The sequence below is a fragment of the Neoehrlichia mikurensis genome (assembly GCF_019186785.1).
In the GTDB taxonomy this organism is placed as follows: Bacteria; Pseudomonadota; Alphaproteobacteria; order Rickettsiales; family Anaplasmataceae; genus Neoehrlichia; species Neoehrlichia mikurensis.
Genome location: NZ_CP066557.1, coordinates 458,713 through 476,217, shown reverse-complemented (window position 1 = coordinate 476,217; position 17,505 = coordinate 458,713). Strand labels below are relative to the sequence as shown.

12 protein-coding genes and 2 tRNA genes are annotated in these 17,505 nt (G+C 28.3%); 7 read left to right on the top strand and 7 right to left on the bottom strand.

Annotated features, from left to right (window positions below; all coding sequences use genetic code 11):
- Position 1: 1 nt before the first annotated feature.
- Positions 2-1,018: a phospho-N-acetylmuramoyl-pentapeptide-transferase gene (gene mraY / locus HL033_RS01855; protein WP_218194389.1), complete on the bottom strand. Its 1,017-nt coding sequence runs from the start codon at positions 1,016-1,018 to the stop codon at positions 2-4.
- Positions 1,019-2,437, bottom strand: coding sequence for a type I glutamate--ammonia ligase (glnA, locus tag HL033_RS01850; RefSeq protein ID WP_218194388.1), 1,419 nt, complete (start codon positions 2,435-2,437; stop codon positions 1,019-1,021). It lies immediately after the preceding gene.
- A gap of 203 nt (positions 2,438-2,640) precedes the next feature.
- Here glnA and HL033_RS01845 point away from each other — a divergent pair.
- From HL033_RS01845 to hemA, 3 genes are all read left to right on the top strand, one after another.
- Positions 2,641-2,713, top strand: a tRNA-Lys gene (locus HL033_RS01845).
- Between the two features lie 20 nt (positions 2,714-2,733).
- On the top strand, positions 2,734-3,987 hold the full coding sequence (tyrS, locus tag HL033_RS01840; protein WP_218194387.1) for a tyrosine--tRNA ligase: 1,254 nt from the start codon (positions 2,734-2,736) through the stop codon (positions 3,985-3,987).
- A 43-nt stretch (positions 3,988-4,030) separates the two neighbouring features.
- The gene (gene hemA, locus HL033_RS01835) at positions 4,031-5,242 is read left to right on the top strand and encodes a 5-aminolevulinate synthase (protein ID WP_218194386.1); all 1,212 of its coding nucleotides are present in this window, start codon (positions 4,031-4,033) and stop codon (positions 5,240-5,242) included.
- Between the two features lie 584 nt (positions 5,243-5,826).
- Here the strand turns inward: hemA and HL033_RS01830 are convergent.
- On the bottom strand, positions 5,827-6,183 hold the full coding sequence (locus HL033_RS01830; RefSeq protein WP_218194385.1) for a YraN family protein: 357 nt from the start codon (positions 6,181-6,183) through the stop codon (positions 5,827-5,829).
- A gap of 67 nt (positions 6,184-6,250) precedes the next feature.
- Here HL033_RS01830 and secF point away from each other — a divergent pair, with 67 nt between their 5' ends.
- Both secF and mrdA read left to right on the top strand, forming a co-directional pair.
- Entirely contained in the window at positions 6,251-7,156 is a 906-nt protein-coding gene (gene secF / locus HL033_RS01825; protein ID WP_218194384.1) for a protein translocase subunit SecF, read from the top strand.
- A 47-nt stretch (positions 7,157-7,203) separates the two neighbouring features.
- On the top strand, positions 7,204-8,949 hold the full coding sequence (mrdA, locus tag HL033_RS01820) for a penicillin-binding protein 2 (protein ID WP_218213921.1): 1,746 nt from the start codon (positions 7,204-7,206) through the stop codon (positions 8,947-8,949).
- A gap of 1,165 nt (positions 8,950-10,114) precedes the next feature.
- Here mrdA and HL033_RS01815 read toward each other — a convergent pair.
- The 4 genes from HL033_RS01815 to gerPC form a co-directional block, all read right to left on the bottom strand.
- A tRNA-Cys gene (locus tag HL033_RS01815) sits at positions 10,115-10,186 on the bottom strand.
- Between the two features lie 5 nt (positions 10,187-10,191).
- On the bottom strand, positions 10,192-11,094 hold the full coding sequence (locus tag HL033_RS01810; protein WP_218194382.1) for a class I fructose-bisphosphate aldolase: 903 nt from the start codon (positions 11,092-11,094) through the stop codon (positions 10,192-10,194).
- Between the two features lie 295 nt (positions 11,095-11,389).
- Positions 11,390-12,631, bottom strand: coding sequence for a pyruvate dehydrogenase complex dihydrolipoamide acetyltransferase (locus HL033_RS01805; RefSeq protein ID WP_218194381.1), 1,242 nt, complete (start codon positions 12,629-12,631; stop codon positions 11,390-11,392).
- A gap of 750 nt (positions 12,632-13,381) precedes the next feature.
- Positions 13,382-13,690 (bottom strand): spore germination protein GerPC, encoded by a 309-nt coding sequence (gene gerPC / locus HL033_RS01800; RefSeq protein ID WP_218194380.1) that lies wholly within the window; start codon positions 13,688-13,690, stop codon positions 13,382-13,384.
- 314 nt (positions 13,691-14,004) lie between these two features.
- Between gerPC and guaA the strand changes: the two genes are divergently transcribed.
- Both guaA and HL033_RS01790 read left to right on the top strand, forming a co-directional pair.
- Entirely contained in the window at positions 14,005-15,576 is a 1,572-nt protein-coding gene (guaA, locus tag HL033_RS01795) for a glutamine-hydrolyzing GMP synthase (protein WP_218194379.1), read from the top strand.
- A 44-nt stretch (positions 15,577-15,620) separates the two neighbouring features.
- On the top strand, positions 15,621-16,853 hold the full coding sequence (locus tag HL033_RS01790; RefSeq protein WP_218194378.1) for a citrate synthase: 1,233 nt from the start codon (positions 15,621-15,623) through the stop codon (positions 16,851-16,853).
- Positions 16,854-17,505 lie beyond the last annotated feature (652 nt).

Below are 17,505 nucleotides of genomic sequence, written 5' to 3'. Positions count from 1 at the left end.
GTTATAGATATAAATTAATAAAAAGAATTAAAGCAACAATTAAAGAAATAAAAGCAATGATCCAAGATTTTATTACGATAGCTGATTCTGTAATGCCTTTTTCTTCGAAGTGATGATGTAAAGGTGCCATTAAAAATGCTCTTTTTCCTTTCGTAACTTTGTAGTATATTACTTGTACTATAACTGATAATGTTTCAACAACAAGTAACATTGCTGCAATGGCAAAGATGAGCTCATGTTGTAGCATAACGCTAATTAATCCAAGAGATCCTCCTATTGATAAGCTACCTAAATCTCCCATAAATATTTTTGCTGGAAATGTGTTAACCCATAAGAAACTTAAAGAGCTTCCTATAACTGCAGAGCAAAATACTATAATGTTATTCACGTACGTATTATTACTTGTAAAGTAAGCAATGACTCCTAGGAAAGCAAATAGTATTATTATTGGTACTGTTGCTAATCCATCCAATCCATCAGTAATATTAACAGCATTTGAAGTACCAACAATGGTTGTAATTGTAAACGGTAAATATAAGTATCCTAAGTTTACTAAAGTACTAGATAAAAGATGAGTGTGCGTAAAATTTTTAGTAGTCAACCCTATAAAGATGATTCCTATACATGCAATACAGGATTGAAAAATTAACTTTGTTTTTGCTGTTATACCACAAGAACTTTTTTTTTTAATTTTTAACCAGTCATCTACTCCACCTAGTATAGCAAATGTAACAAAAACAAATAATATTATCCATATATCATATTGTGTTAACTTGCTGAATAATATTGTAGAAATAATACTTGATATTATGATAATTAAACCACCCATAGATGGTACATTTTTTTTAATCAGTAAATGGTTTTTAGGACCGTCATTACGTATAGGATGTCCATCCTTTTGTAATGTTTGTAAAATATTAATAATATATGGCGATAAGATGAATCCTAGACATGAAGATACTAGTAAACAAATCAAATAATAAGTTATAGGTATAGCTGTTGTTGAAGATGGAAACATTTATAAACTGTAATAATTGATAAACTCTATAGGATGTGGATAAGAATTCAATTCTTGATTTTCCTTTTTTTTGAGTTTTATATATGAGTCAATTTGCTCATTAGTAAATACATTACCTTCTAATAAGAACCCTCTATTATTATCAAGATGTAATAAAGATTCTTCTAGAGAACCTGCAACAGCTGACAGTGCTGATGATTCTGTATTATCTAAAGTGTATAAATTTTTTTCAAAGGCTGCGCCTGGATCAATTTTGTTTTTTATACCATGTAAGCCTGCCATTAATTGTGATGCGAAGCATAGATACGGATTGGCTAAAGGATCAGGGAATCGTACTTCAATTCTTTTAGCTTCCATATTATTTTTAGGAACATATGGAATACGAATAGCAGCTGATCGATTTTCATAAGAATATACTAAAAAAGTGGGTGCTTCAAAATTTGGTACTAATCTTTTATAGCTATTAGTTGATGGATTGGAGAATGCGTTAATAGCCTTTCCATATTTAATTATTCCACCTATATAGTAAAGACATGTGTCAGATAAATTTCCATCTTTATTAACAAATATATTTGCACCATCTTTCCATAAAGATTGATGACAATGCATACCATTACCATTATCGCCATATATCGGTTTTGGCATAAAAGTTGCAGTTTTATTATAAGAGTTTGCAACATTTCGTATAACGTATTTACATTTTTGTACATTATCAGCACTTGATACAAGTTCATCATATTGAAATCCTATTTCACATTGAGATGGAGCAACTTCATGATGATGGAGTAAAGGAATTATTCCAACTTCGCTTAACATTGTTAGCATTTCTGAGCGTATATCATGCAGTGCGTCTACAGGAGGAATAGGCATATATCCGCTTTTGGGTTTTTGATAATAGCCATTATTATTATAAAATTTTTGGTCATTATTGGTAAAAGTATTGCTTTCTGAAGACATGAGTTTAAAACATGATTGATGAGTATTAACATTGAACTTCACATCATCAAAAACAAAAAATTCAATTTCTGGGCCGAAGTAACATTTATTTGCAATAGATGTAGAGAGTAAATATTGATAAGCTTTTTTAGCAGTATAACGAGGATCTTTAGAGTACTCTGATTGGTTGTGTGTATTGATTACGTCACAAATTATAACTATGGTTGGCTGAGCGCAAAAAGGATCAATAAAGGAAGTTTTTACATCTGGAAAAAGTACCATATCAGATTTTTCTATTGATTGCCATCCGGGAATTGATGAACTATCAAAGCTAATACCTGATGATAATGTTGACACATCAAATGAACTAACACTGCGTGTTATATGATACCACTTACCTAATAAGTCTGAAAATCTTAAATCGATAAATTTTATAGAATGTTTATTTATGTAATTTAAGAAATCCTCTATTGAAAGAAACATATATAGTGTACCAAGGAGTAATTATTAATTTTAAAGTGTATCAAGTTTCATAATTTTCTGCAATTGTTTAGAATGTATTATCATATATTTTTTTGTAAAGTTTCAAATATATATTAGGTACATATTTATAGTATGTAGAAAAAATCTTTACTTTACCTAATAAAAAGTTTATCTTTATGAGGTATTTTATTTCATTATTATAAGATCCCGTAGCTCAGTCGGTAGAGCAATTGACTTTTAATCAGTGTGTCGCGCGTTCGATTCGCGCCGGGATCACTTTTATAATCTGTATGCTAATGAAAGTTAAATCTGACTTTTTAAATTTACTATGCGCACGTGGATATTTGTATCAGTCTACTAATTTATTGGGATTAGATCAATTAATGCAGTCACAAAAAATACATGCATATGTAGGATTTGATTGTACAGCTAGAAGTTTACATATTGGTAGCTTGATACAAATTATGGTTTTAAGGTTCTTACAGAAATGCGGACATACTCCAATAATTTTATTGGGAGGTGCTACAACAAAAGTTGGTGATCCTTCAGGGAAAGATAAGACTAGAATTATGATATCACCTTCTGAAATTTTAAGTAACATACAGAGCATACGCAAAGTTATTAAAAAATTTATTGATTGTGATTCATCTGAAAGGACATCAGCAATTATAGTGGATAATTCTGAATGGTTAGATAACCTAAATTATATAGAATTTTTACGTGATATAGGTAGTAGGTTTTCTGTTAATGTTATGATGAATTTTGAGAATGTTAAAGCTCGTCTAGAAAGAAAACAAAACTTAAGCTTTTTAGAATTTAATTATATGTTACTTCAGGCATATGATTTTATTGAATTACATAAAAGATATAATTGCATATTACAAATAGGAGGTTCAGATCAGTGGGGTAATATTGTAAGTGGTGTAGATTTAGGAAGAAAGTTAAAGTTGCCTGAACTTTTTGGTATTACTACATGTTTATTATTAACATCTTCAGGTAAAAAAATGGGAAAAACTGCTACAGGTGCAGTGTGGCTTGATGAAGAACTATATGATCCCTATGATTATTGGCAGTATTTTCGTAACGTTAATGATGAAGATGTTGGTTGCTTCTTGCGATTTTTTACGGAATTATCAGATGATGAAATAAAAGATCTTGAGGACTTAAAAGGACAAGAAATTAATAAGGTTAAGAAGATATTAGCTACGGAAGCTACAAAAATATGTCATGGAACTGACATTGCTAATTATGTTTCTAATTCTGCAATTAATATATTTGAGCATAATGATGATTCATTGCTTCCGGTTATGTACATAAGTAGAGAAGATATATCTTCTGGTATTTCTATAGGTAAGTTGCTTCAATTATGTGATATTGGAAAAAGCAATAGCCAGGTACGTAAATTAATAAGTAATAGAGGGTGTAAGATTAATGGAGTTGTTGTAGAAGATTATAATAAAATATTATCGATTGATCAATTTGACTTGAAAGGATATGTTAAATTATCATTTGGGAAAAAGCGTCATTTAAAAATAGTAATAAGAGACTAGCTACTTAAATAGTTTTTTGGAAGTAAAGATTGGAAGTAAAGATATGATAGATTATGAAAAAATATTTTGTGATAAAATTAAAAATATTAAAGATGAAGGTAGATATCGAGAATTTACTGGGTTTTCACGTATTTCTGGACAATTTCCTTATGCTGTTGAATATCAAATGGATAATAAAGTTACCCTTTGGTGTAGTAATGATTATTTAGGTATGAGTCAAAATAAGGAGGTAGTATCTGTAGTTAGAAATTTAGATATTAATATAGGTGCAGGAGGTACACGTAATATTGCTGGTACTACAAAAGAAATTATAGAATTGGAAGAATCATTAGCTGATCTACACAATAAACCGTCAGCTTTAACATTTGTTTGTGGTTATGTGGCTAATCAAACAACCATTAGTACATTGCTTTCTATTATTCCTAATATTGTAGTATTTTCAGATGAAAAAAATCACTCCTCTATGATAGAGGGCATTAGATTTGGGAATAGAACTAAATATGTATTTAGACATAACGATGTTGAGCATTTAGAATCTTTATTGGCATCTATTGATATATCTCTTCCTAAGATTATTATATTTGAATCATTGTATTCTATGGATGGTGATATTGCTCCTATAAAAGAAATTTGTGATTTGGCTGATAAATATAATGCAATGACTTATTTAGATGAAGTACATGCTGTAGGTATTTATGGTGGACGTGGAGGCGGAATATCAGAACGTGAAGGATTGCAAGATAGGATTACGGTTATTCAAGGTACTCTTTCTAAAGCTTTTGGTGTAATGGGAGGATATATAGCAGCTTCAAGGAATTTAGTAGATGTTATTAGAAGTTTTGCGCCTGGATTTATTTTTACAACAGCAATATCTCCATTAATTGCATCATCTGCTAGAGCGAGTGTAGAATATTTAAAAATAAGCAGCATTGAAAGGAAGAAACATTATGAAGTTGTACAAAAAGTGAAATATGCTCTTACTAATGCTGGGATAGACTTTTTGTATACTGATACGCATATTATACCAATAATTATAGGAGATGCACTGACCTGTAAAAATATTTCTAATGCTTTATTGAAAGATCATCAAATATATATTCAATCAATTAACTATCCAACTGTACCTATAGGTACTGAAAGGTTAAGAATTACTCCAACTCCATGTCATACTGATCAAATGATAGAGAAGTTAGTAGAAAGTTTACTAAGTGTTTTACATAAGTTTTCTGTAAACCTAGTTAAAAATTATGCTTAACAGTAATGTATTTATACTTAAGTTGATGACATGTGTTTAAATTTAATATGTATTGTGCTTGAATTGGAAAGTAGAAGTTTATAACATTCAGGGGGAGGGATACCTATTACTGATTTAATCAAGCTTAACATGATTACGCAATCCGATGTTGATAATATAATTCAAAATGTACTTAAATAATTTTAATGAAAAATATTGTTATGTTTTATAGCAATAGTAAATATTTAAGTGTATATATCTTTTAAAAATGGATATGCATATAAAGTATCAGATGAAAAATTATGAGGTATGAAGCTACTTTGTATATAACTGATATTTAAAATATTGCCTTATGTTATTTTTATGTATAAATCTTAATTATATTATCTATTTTATAAGTCAGTGAACCTATATAATAAAATTTCAAGTTATTGTCATGTATTTTATGTTTAGGTTTTTTGATAATCTATAAACACTTGTAGGCCAAATTTAAGAGATATAAAAAGCTACTTTGTATTAATATTATTACTGAAAGCTATTAATAATATATTGTTTGTACATTTTTAAAAGATTTATCATCAGCTTATTTATTGTCAATAATAATATTATTTGTTTTCACACCAGGCATTTGTAATGTATATAGGCATGTGTTGTAATGATACAAAGCATGCATCAAACCTTATTTGATAAGTATTAAATTTGGGGTAACAATAAGTAAAGTGTTTAGCAGCTTTTATAATAGTGTGACGTTGTCTGTAAGTTATAGACTTGCCTGCACAAGCAATAATGCTAGTTTTTACTTCTATAAAGATTAATATATTCTTTTTGATTGCAATAATATCTATTTCTCCTAAAGGACACTTATACCTATGCTTTATTATAGTATGCAACTTAAGTGTTAAAAATAGTATTGTGATGATTTCTCCTATGTATCCAATGGTATACGGTTTTATCGAGATCATTGATATTTTTACTTGAGTAAAGTATTAAAATAACATAAACTAAAGCTTTGTAAACTTACTTTGAATTGTGATTTTACGCATCATTCCTGATAATACGCATATTAATTTTGTAAAGTATAGTACTTATGTGCTTTGGTGCAGTGTTATTTTGCTATTATTTGCTGTTGCTGTTATTTTTTTTAAAGGGTTGCATATAGGACTAGATTTTGCTGGTGGTATAGTTATTGATTTGCAAGTAGAAAAAGAAAATCTTACTTTAAGTGATATAAGAAATGTTTTACATAGTGGTGGGTTAAGTAACTTTTCTATACAAAAATTAAATGATAGTGATAAAGAATTTTTACTTAATTTTCAAAGCCTTGATAACTTAAATGGGCTAGAGACAATTTCAAAAATAAAAAATAGTCTTAAGGCTGTTTCAGATAACATAATATATAATAAGATAGACTATGTTGGTCCACAAGTGGGGCATGAACAAATTATTGAAGGAATTTATGCTTTGATATGTTCCTTGATTGGTATGTTTATATATTTGTGTTATAGATTTAAGTGGCAATTTGCTATTGGAGGGGTAGCAGCATTAATTCATGATGTTGTTTTAACTTTAGGAATGATTAGCATTGTTAATATTGAGTTTAATCTTACATCAGTTGCAGGTTTGTTAATGATAATAGGATATTCAGTGAATGATTCTGTGGTGATTTATAATAGAATTCAGGAATTGATAAGAAAATCGCAAGATAGTAAGAATTTGCAAGATATTGTAAACATTGGTATTAATTCTACATTATCCAGAACTATATTAACCTCAGGCACTACTTTATTGGCTACCGTACCGTTAATTTTATTATGTAAAGGGTTAGTCAGAGATTTAGGTATTATAATATTTTTTGGTATTACAGTTGGTACATATTCTTCAATTTTTATTTCAGTAATTCCGTTTATAAAAAGTTTGCAAAAAAGGGGTCAGTGATGGTAAGAAAATGCTTGATTACTGATGTTGTTATATTCTAATATAAAATGAAAAATAGGATTATAAGGAAACTATACAATCGTAGAATAATTATCCTTATGGGAATGCAGTTAGTGGCTGTATCTGTATTGACGTCACGGTTATATTATCTACAGATTATTAAAGGGAATAAATATAAGATTTTATCCAATAATAATAGAATTAGAGAAACGTTACTTTTACCAGTAAGAGGTAAAATTATTGATAGAAATAATATTGAACTAGCAACAAATAAGTTATTATACAAAGTGCTATGTGAACTTCAATGTGTTGAAAATATTGATAATTTATTGGCGGAATTGTCAAAAATTACTAATAAACCTGTAACATCAGAATTAATTTATCAAATAAAAAATAATAAAACTAATGTTGTTACGATTTATGAGGAAGTAGATTGGCATGAACTGTCAGAGATAGAATTTAATATAGAAAGATTGTCTGGTATATATGTAGTACCTTTTTATAAACGTTATTATCCCTTTGGTGAAGATTGTGCACATGTCATTGGATATATGAAAAATATTCAAAATAATGATTATAGTCAATACAATAATGAAGAAAAAATAGGTATTACAGGTATAGAGTATAGAGATGATGAAAAATTGAAAGGTATTCCAGGACTTGTAAAGTATGAAGTTAATGCAAAAGGTAAAACAATACGCGAGCTATCAAGGATTAAAAGTGTGCCTGGTGGTGATGTAAAATTAACATTAGATATTTCATTGCAAAAAACAGTATCTCGAATGTTGAAGGGTAATAATGGTGCTATTGTAATACTAGAAATTAATACTGGCAATATACTAGCATTATGTAGTGCACCATCTTATGATAATAATATATTTGTTAATGGATTATCTTATAAGTATTGGAACAAAATTAATAGTGATAGTGCTCTTCCATTAGTAAATCGTGCTATTGCTTTACACACTGAACCTGCTTCTACTTTTAAAATTATTACCACTCTTGCAGCTTTAAAAAATAATATTATTGATGTTCACAAAAAGATTTTATGTACAGGAAGTTTACTTTTTGGAGGTAGAGAATTTCATTGTTGGAATCACCGGGGACATGGTTGGATAGATATGCAGGATGCTATAGCTTCGTCATGTAATGTTTATTTTTTCACCATTGCACAATATATTAATATTGAAATGATTACTGAAGTTGCTACAACATTTGGGTTGGCTCAAATGTTTAATACAGGCTTATTAGGTGAAGTTGCTGGGGTTATACCTAATAAAAGTTGGCGGGAAAATAATTTATTAACTTCATGGAAGTTAGGAGATACTTTAAATATTGTAATAGGTCATGGCTATTTATTAGTAACACCATTGCAATTAGCAATAATGATAGCTAGAGTTGCAAGTGGTAAAAAAGTTATGCCAGTATTTCATTGTAGTGAAAAAAATCAGGAGTTTCCTCATCTTAATATTAATCATGAACATTTACGTTTTGTACAAAATGCTTTATTTAAGGTTGTAAATTCTTCTATAGGTACTGCATCAAAATATTTACGAAGAGCAGGTATATCAATGTTAGTTACATCTTCTGGAAAAACTGGTAGCGTACAAGTGTCAAATGTTAAGGGAAATTTAAAAAAGAAGGATCATGGAATATTTGTTGGATATGCTCCATTTGAATCTCCGAAATATGCTGTCTCAGTTTTTACAGAACATACAGGAGGTGCAGGTCAATCTACAATATTAGCACAAAGTATTTTTAATTATATGTTATTAAATGGATTATTCGATTAGAATGTTGTTTCTTATTTAGTGATGAGATTATATATCTGCAATTGTTATAAAATAATTAGTTTATTATGTTTAATTAAGTAAATACTGAAATTTGTATCTAGCATACAATTAAGCATAACCTTTAATTTTACGAGTTAAGAAACATTGTCATTTGTCAATTTAAAGGAATGTTATTATTATCATTGTATGTAAGGTTATGTAAATTGCTAGTATTTAATTTTTGGAAGAAATTAATATTCTATATGTATCAAATAACCTCATGATTATCAAGTATCTAGCATTATATGAGTATTTTAATAATAAGTAGAAAACAAATAGTGACTTATAATAAAGGGTTACAGTGAAAAATTGTTTATTGAGTCATTCTTACAGGCTCTAAAGTTGGTGTATCTTACTATTGTAAGATGTTTACAGTATTTAAGTTTATTAGTATAGGTTTTTTAGGTGTTATACTTAAATTAGAGATGAATATTGATTATTATAGCTATGATAATATTAAATTTTGTGGCTTTTAGGTAAATTATGCAGTGCTATGAATATTATATTGCACTTATGTGAAATGAAAAAATATATGATGGGTTATGAATACAGCTGATTTGTTTTATTGTTATTAAGTAGAGTTGTTATATAGTGAATGCATTGGTTTAGGTTTTATGTGATAAATAAAATTATAACATAATGTTCTTATATCTGAAGAAGGCCATAATATCTATTTCTATATCAAATATTAAAATAATAAGTATCAAACATTTAAATAATAAAAATGGTGTAATATTATAAGAGTAAAAGATTTAACTATCTTTTAACAGGAATTGTATAATATTATTCTAATTTAGAGTGTGTATTCTTATATATTTAAAGTAAGTTATATCGAATTTAATTTTATTAAGAAATATGCTAGGGAGTGTTATGAGGATATACAGAGTATTTATCTATATTAGTATGTTGTTTTAAAGAATGATTTTTTATTGTGTTTATGTACTATAATTACTATATAAATTGTAATAGTTATATTAATAAATTACTGTGATTTGCATTTAATTTTTAACTATATCTGGAATTATTACAAATATTATATTAAATTTAAAATGTTGTAAGTTAAAATAAATTTGTTGTATATTACAACTTAATGGTAACTTAATTTTTATATTAAAAAATAAAAGAGAGGCCGGGACCGGAATCGAACCGGTATACAAGGATTTGCAATCCTCTGCATAAACCACTCTGCCACCCAGCCTTTGGCTAACTACTGTAGATTTTGACTATTTTGTTTACCATTAAAACAGCATCCTCTTTTTTTCTTTGAAAAGAATTACGTCCTATTATTGAACCATCTCCTTGTCCTAATTTTATTGCTTGACACTCCTTATATAAGTCATCATCACTTTTTGCCTCCCCACCTGAGAATAATACTATTCTTTTCCCGTTAAAGCAAGACTGCTTAATATATGCAATTCTCTGTGATAAAGAAGAAATATCATAATTAATGTTATCTTTTTCGATATGACTTGTTGGCAACTTAACTTTTATTATATTAGCTCCAAGAGATGCAGCGATATGTGCTCCATATGCAACAACATCAATAGCGGTTTCACCTGCTTTTGATATATCTCCTCCACGTGGATATGACCATATAACAACTGCTAAGCCATTAGATTTAGCCTCGCGTATCAAATTTTTTGCCTTACATATCATTGACAAAAAGTGATGCGAACCTGGATATATTGTAAGCCCTATTGCTACACATCCTAAACGTAAAGCATCTTGAATTGAAGCAGTAATAACTTGAGTAGGGTGACTATCTTTTGGTAAAAAAGTACTAGAATTATTTAATTTTAAAATCAGTGGTATAGATCCTGCATAAGTAGATGCTCCACATTCCAACATACCAATAGATGAAGCATAAGCACTAAAACCACATTCGATTGCTAACTTAAAATGATAGTGTGGATCATAAGCATCAGGATTTGGACCAAAACTTTTTGTTGGTCCATGCTCAAATCCTTGATCAACAGGTAATATTATAAGTTTACCACTATTACCAAGTTTTCCATGAAGTAACATTCGTGCAATATTAGTTTTTACCCCAGGGTTTTCACTATCATAGAAATGTAAAATAGATTTAACTTGATTACTTAATTTCACAATTAATTTCCCAAAATATAAAAATAAGCAACTGATGGAAATATAACCCACTCAAGTATAGTTTAGCAAATTTTTTGTTTACTACAATATAAAACTTAGTAAATACTATGATAATTTAGAAGTGTACATTTTTATATATTTGATAATGTTGTTTTACTAAATATAGTCAAATTAACACATAATTATAGTTAAGAATAAAGCTTAATTCTATGGTGCTGTATGGGTCTGATATTATGACTCATATTATTAATTAGCATATGTTTAGTGGAAAGGCCTCACTATTTAGTGAATGTAATTATATAAGCATTGTAATAGGATTTTCTATATATTTTTTAAAGCAATTGAAAAATTGTGCAGCAATAACTCCATCAATAACCCTATGATCAGCTGATAATGTTACAGTCATAATATTGGCAATAGTAATGTTATTATTTATTACAACAGGTTTTTTCTCTGAATTTCCTACTGCTATAATGCATGATTGAGGAGGATTGATAATTGCCATGAACTCTTTTATTCCAAACATTCCAAGATTAGAGATAGTAATACTCCCACCTTGAAACTCTTTGGGTTGTAATTTGCAGTTTTTTGCTTTTTTAATTAAGTCTTTTGCCTCATGCGATATTTCAGATAAAGATTTCTTATCAGAATTACTAATTATAGGTGTAATTAACCCGTTATCTATGGATACAGCAAATGATACGTCAACGTTTGTATATTGTAGTATCTTATCATTTATCCATGATGCATTTATACTAGGAAATTCCTTTATACTTAAAGCCGTGGCTTTTATAATAAAGTCATTAATAGTAATTTTATTATTAATATCCGTGCTATTAATATCAGATTTTAATTTTAACAAATTATCAACATTGCAATCTATTTTTAAGTAAAAATGAGGTATTGTTTGTTTAGATTCAACTAACCTGTTAGCGATAGCTTGCCTCATAGGGCTTACATCAACAAAAAAATGTGTAGCTTCTTTGTTATTATCTGAACAACTCTGAGAATGCTGTATTGCTTCTAAAACATCAGCTTTTATTATTCTGTTATATGGACCTGTGCCTTTGATTTCATTCAGATTAATGGAAGATGCAAGAGCAATTTTTTTTGCTAAAGGGCTTACCTTAATCCTTGTTTGCTGCTCAATATTAAATGCAGAACTTTGCTGTATGACATTATTAATTGAACTGTCAATATTTACTGTAGAAGTTTCTGATTTATTAGAACAAGCCGACTGTTGAACACTGGATTGACTGTGCTGGTAAGATGCTATTGACTTTAAATCATTATCATCAATTCCAACAAGGGCAATTAGCTGATTAATAGGTATATTTTTACTACCTTCTTGTAATAGTATCTTGCCAATTATTCCATCTTCATCAGCATATTCAAATTCCATTACTGCCTTATCAGTTTCAATATCAGCTATAACTTCACCTGCCTTAACAGTATCACCTTCTTTTTTATACCATTTTACTATGGATCCACTTTTCATAGTGGGAGATAATGATGGCATAAGTATTTCTATAGGCATATTAATTTTATTAAGTATTGAGTGAGACACTTCTTACATGATTAAGAGATTTCTGTCAATTGTAATCATAAGATGATATAAATTATTATACTGTTAAAAACGTGTAGTGAAGGTTTTGTAGTCTTTTGGTTATTTTGTGTTATAGTTTTAAATTTTGTATGTAAAGATTATTTGTTGTTTTAAATTTTTCATTAGTACATGTACAACATATATTTATTATTGTGTAATAGCTATTTATATAGTAATTATTTTGGATAAAAAATACCAATTTTAAAATTTTGGCGATATCTAAAAGTAGAATAAGCTGATATTTTTAGTGCAATATATAATACTTTTGTTAATTTATAATTAAAGCTATCTGAATAATTCAATGTTTAAGTTTATAGTATTTTTGATAATTCAAAGAATTATTACTAATAATTAGATTTTCTAATGTCAGTTTTATATACTAATGTGATACCATTAATTTTAGTATAAAAAAGCATCTCAATTATTTAGAAATAATTAAGGATAAGTATTAAGTTTATACTGTGATATATTTTATAATCAATAACTATTTAGTGAGTTATTTTGGCTATAGTATTGTTATATGTATGTTGTCTTTGAGTATAAACTTAATAGCTAAAAATCTATGGAAATACGTTATGTATTATTCTAAGGAAATCTAAGGAAAGCTTGCACGTTTTAGTTTGTTAAATAATTTCAAAAATATCCTTTTCTGTAAATTTATTAGTTACAAACATGTTTTTATTAAGAGGCACTAATAATTTTTTGTATGTGTGGTAACATTATTTTCATAAATTTTTTTGTTAGATCTTCCTGTAAATTTTCTGGCAGCTTTTTTTCTTGGGATGCAATGTTTATTAATGGCAATAACATTTGATTTAATTCAGGGATTGCTTTTTGAATTTCACTTTTCATTAGATTTCTCATACTTGAATCTATTACATCTCCATATTCACTTTCTATACATTTTATAATGTTTTCTATATCTTGATCTAGAAATTGATTGCTTTGTGGTTCTATCTTATTAAGAGTATGTGATGGTTTAGAATACATATTATTCCTTTGCTTTGTATCTGAAATAACATTGTATTGTATGTTTATTAAAAAACTATAACTTGGTTTTATTGTTTTAAATTTCGAATAAGATCTTAAATAATATCTATTTGATTATATGTCTTAACAAAAATGTAGAGATTATATGTTATGACATGGTTTTTTTATAATGTAGTAGCTATTTATTAATAAAGTTTTGCATTACTTATATATGTAAAGTATTATGCATCATGAAAGGCTTTTTTATTGGCTGGAAACCTTTATAAGAAGAGATATATTTGTGCCATGTATAATAAAGATTTATAGGATGTAATATGTCTAAAGTAGCCATAATTGATTTTGGTTCACAAGTAACACAATTAATAGCTAGGAGAATAAGAGAATTTAATGTTTATTCCGAGGTTTTTTGTTATGATGATTATTGTAATGTTAATATAAAGAACTTTAATGCTTTTATCTTATCTGGCGGTCCTGGGTCAATATGTAATTTATCAGAGATTCCTAAAATTGTTTTAGATATACTTGCACTAAATGAAAAAACGTGTGTGCCAATATTAGGAATATGCTATGGTGTTCAAATTTTAGGGTTATGTTTTAATTCCTTATTAGTGTCTGATTGTAAAGAATTTGGCAAAACTCGGATTCAAGTTGTTAGAGAATCAATGATAACAAAAGAAGTATGGAATCTTAATGATAAAGTTGATGTATGGATGAGTCATTCAGATAGCCTGTCAACTATTCCTCAAGGATTTGAAGTTATCGCCTATAGTGTGCCTGATAATGTAATAGCAATGATTAGTAATGAAGAACGTAAGATTTATGGCATGCAGTTTCATCCTGAAGTGACTCATACATTTCATGGCATGAAATTATTTGATAATTTTTTAAAAATTGCTCAATGTACAAGAAATTGGACTATAGCGTCTTTTTTGGAAAAGCAGAAAAATGCTATTAAAAATAATGTTGGGGATAAAAAAGTAATTGCTGCAATTAGCGGAGGAGTAGATTCAAGTGTGGCTGCAGTATTATTACATAGAGCTATTAAAAATCAATTGCATTGTGTTTTTATTGATAATGGATTATTACGTAAAGACGAAAGTTCAAAAGTAAGAAGTATATTTACTAATATACTTGATATACCGATATGTTTTTTAGATAAGTCAGAATTATTCTTAAGTAGATTGAGTGGGATTACAGATCCTGAAAAGAAACGTAAAATTATAGGTAATACATTTATTGAAGTTTTTGAGTCATATGCCAAAGAAATAGGTGATGTGGACTTCTTGATGCAAGGTACAATTTATCCTGATGTTATAGAGTCTGGTACTGCAAAGAGTGCAAAGATAAAGTCTCATCATAATGTTGGAGGATTGCCTGAAAAAATGAATTTGTTACTTGTTGAGCCTTTAAAGTATTTATTTAAGGATGAAGTAAGATTATTAGGTAGAGAGCTTGGGATTTCAGAGGAAGTGTTAATGAGGCATCCATTCCCTGGTCCAGGATTATCAATAAGAATAATAGGGGAAGTGACTTGTGAAAAAGTACATATTCTTCAAAATATAGATGATATTTATGTTAATCTTCTAAAAGAATATGAATTATATGATAGTATATGGCAGGCTTTTGCTGTATTATTGCCACTAAAAACTGTTGGCGTTATGGGTGATAGTAGAACCTATAGTTATGCTTGTGCATTAAGAGCTGTTACTTCTGATGATGGTATGTCTGCAAATAGTTTTCCTTTTGATGAAGGGGATAGTAATAAATTAAAATTTTGTAACTTTTTGCAAAAAGTTAGTAATACTATTATCAATAATGTAAAAGAAGTAAACAGAGTAATGTATGATATAACTTCAAAGCCTCCATCAACAATTGAGTGGGAGTAATTGAGTTTTTATGGAATAAACTTATTGTGTGTTTTAGGTATGGTATGGTTAAAAAGGCGGTATTAAGTTTAGATAATGAACAAATAGAATTGCAAGTTTTACATGGTAGTTGTGGACCTGATGTATTGGATATACGATCTTTATATAAAAACAGTCAGGTTTTTGTTTATGATCCTGGGTTTATGTCAACTGCTGCTTGTGCGTCTAAAATTACTTTTATTGATGGTGAAAAGGGAATATTACGTTATAGAGGTTATGATATTGAATATTTGGTAAATATGCAACATAGCTTTTTAGAAATTGCATATTTGTTATTTTATGGTGTTTTACCTAATAAAGATGAATTTGAAAACTTTTCTTGTAATGTTATAGAGGAACATTCTCTACCTCAACAAGTATATAATATAATACAGTCTTTTCCAAGGAATTCGCATCCTATGGCAATTTTAAGTGCATGCTTTGCTACATTGTCTGCACATTATCATGATTCGGAAGTAGTAAATGATTATCTAAAGTGTGCTATTTTGTCAGTTGCTAAAGTTCCTAGTATTATAGCCGCAATTTATAGGTATATAGTTAATAAAGATATTATTTTATCTCATAAGTCTTTAAGCTATAGCCGTAATTTTGCTAATATGATGCTTTTAGACTTTAAAAACGATAAAGTAAATGATGTTGTCGCTAAGGCTTTAGACGTTATATTTATTTTACATGCAGATCATGAACAAAATGCTTCTACTGCTTCTGTAAGACTTGCAGGTTCTGCAGGAGCAAATTTATTTGCTTGTCTAAGTGCTGGAGCCGTAACTTTGTGGGGGCCAGCTCATGGAGGCGCAAATGAGGCAGTTATTAGAATGTTAATGAAAATAGGTGACCCAAAAAATGTACAGCAGTTTATTCAAGAAGTTAAAGATAAGAAAAGTAAATTGATGGGATTTGGTCATAGAGTATATAAAAATTATGATCCAAGAGCGCGTGTTCTTAAGAGTATTTATAATGAAATTTTTGAAAATTTGTGTATCAATGATCCATTGTTAGAAATAGCAATTAAGTTAGAGGCTGTAGCTTTGAAGGATGATTATTTTATTGAACGTAAATTGTATCCTAATATAGACTTTTATTCTGGCCTTATCCTTAATGCAATAGGTATTCCTGTGAATATGTTTACGGCATTATTTGCATTAGCTAGAACTGTTGGTTGGTCAGCACAATGGTGTGAAATGAGAGGTGACAATAGTAAAATATGCAGGCCGCGTCAATTATATATAGGAATGTAAAGTTGTAGACAATAAATTACTCTTATTAAGGTATATGATATTAATGTTTTTCCATTTTCAAGTTATGTATTTCTGTTAATTAACTAATATGTACATGATATTCTTTTTATATAATGCCATGTAATGAAAATATATTATAATATTTTTTAACTATGTTTAATTAATAATGTGAATATCACTTTTTAATATGTTTCCTAATGTTTGATCAAACATAAATATTTATCTATAGTGTTTTATTATTAAACAGAAAGTTAGTGTGTTTATGGATTTAGGAATAAAATCTACACATAAATTATTTATTAGAATATTATGTAAGCTTGTGCTTAGTATTTTATAAAAGATATTGAGCACTGACAATAGTTGTACTAAAGGAATATAGTTACGATCGATTGATGTATAAGTGATCACAAGATTATTTTTGTAAATGATAAAATTGTAATTTACGGGTTATATTATAAATTATGTGTTATTACTATGTTTATGGATTTTGCAATTGTTGTTACAGGTTTTGTTATTTTATAAAGATATTGAGTACTGACAATGGTTATACTAGAGGAATATAGTTACGATCGATTGATGTATAAGTGATCACAAGGTTATTTTTGTAAATGATAAAATTGTAATTTACGGGTTATATTATAAATTATGTGTT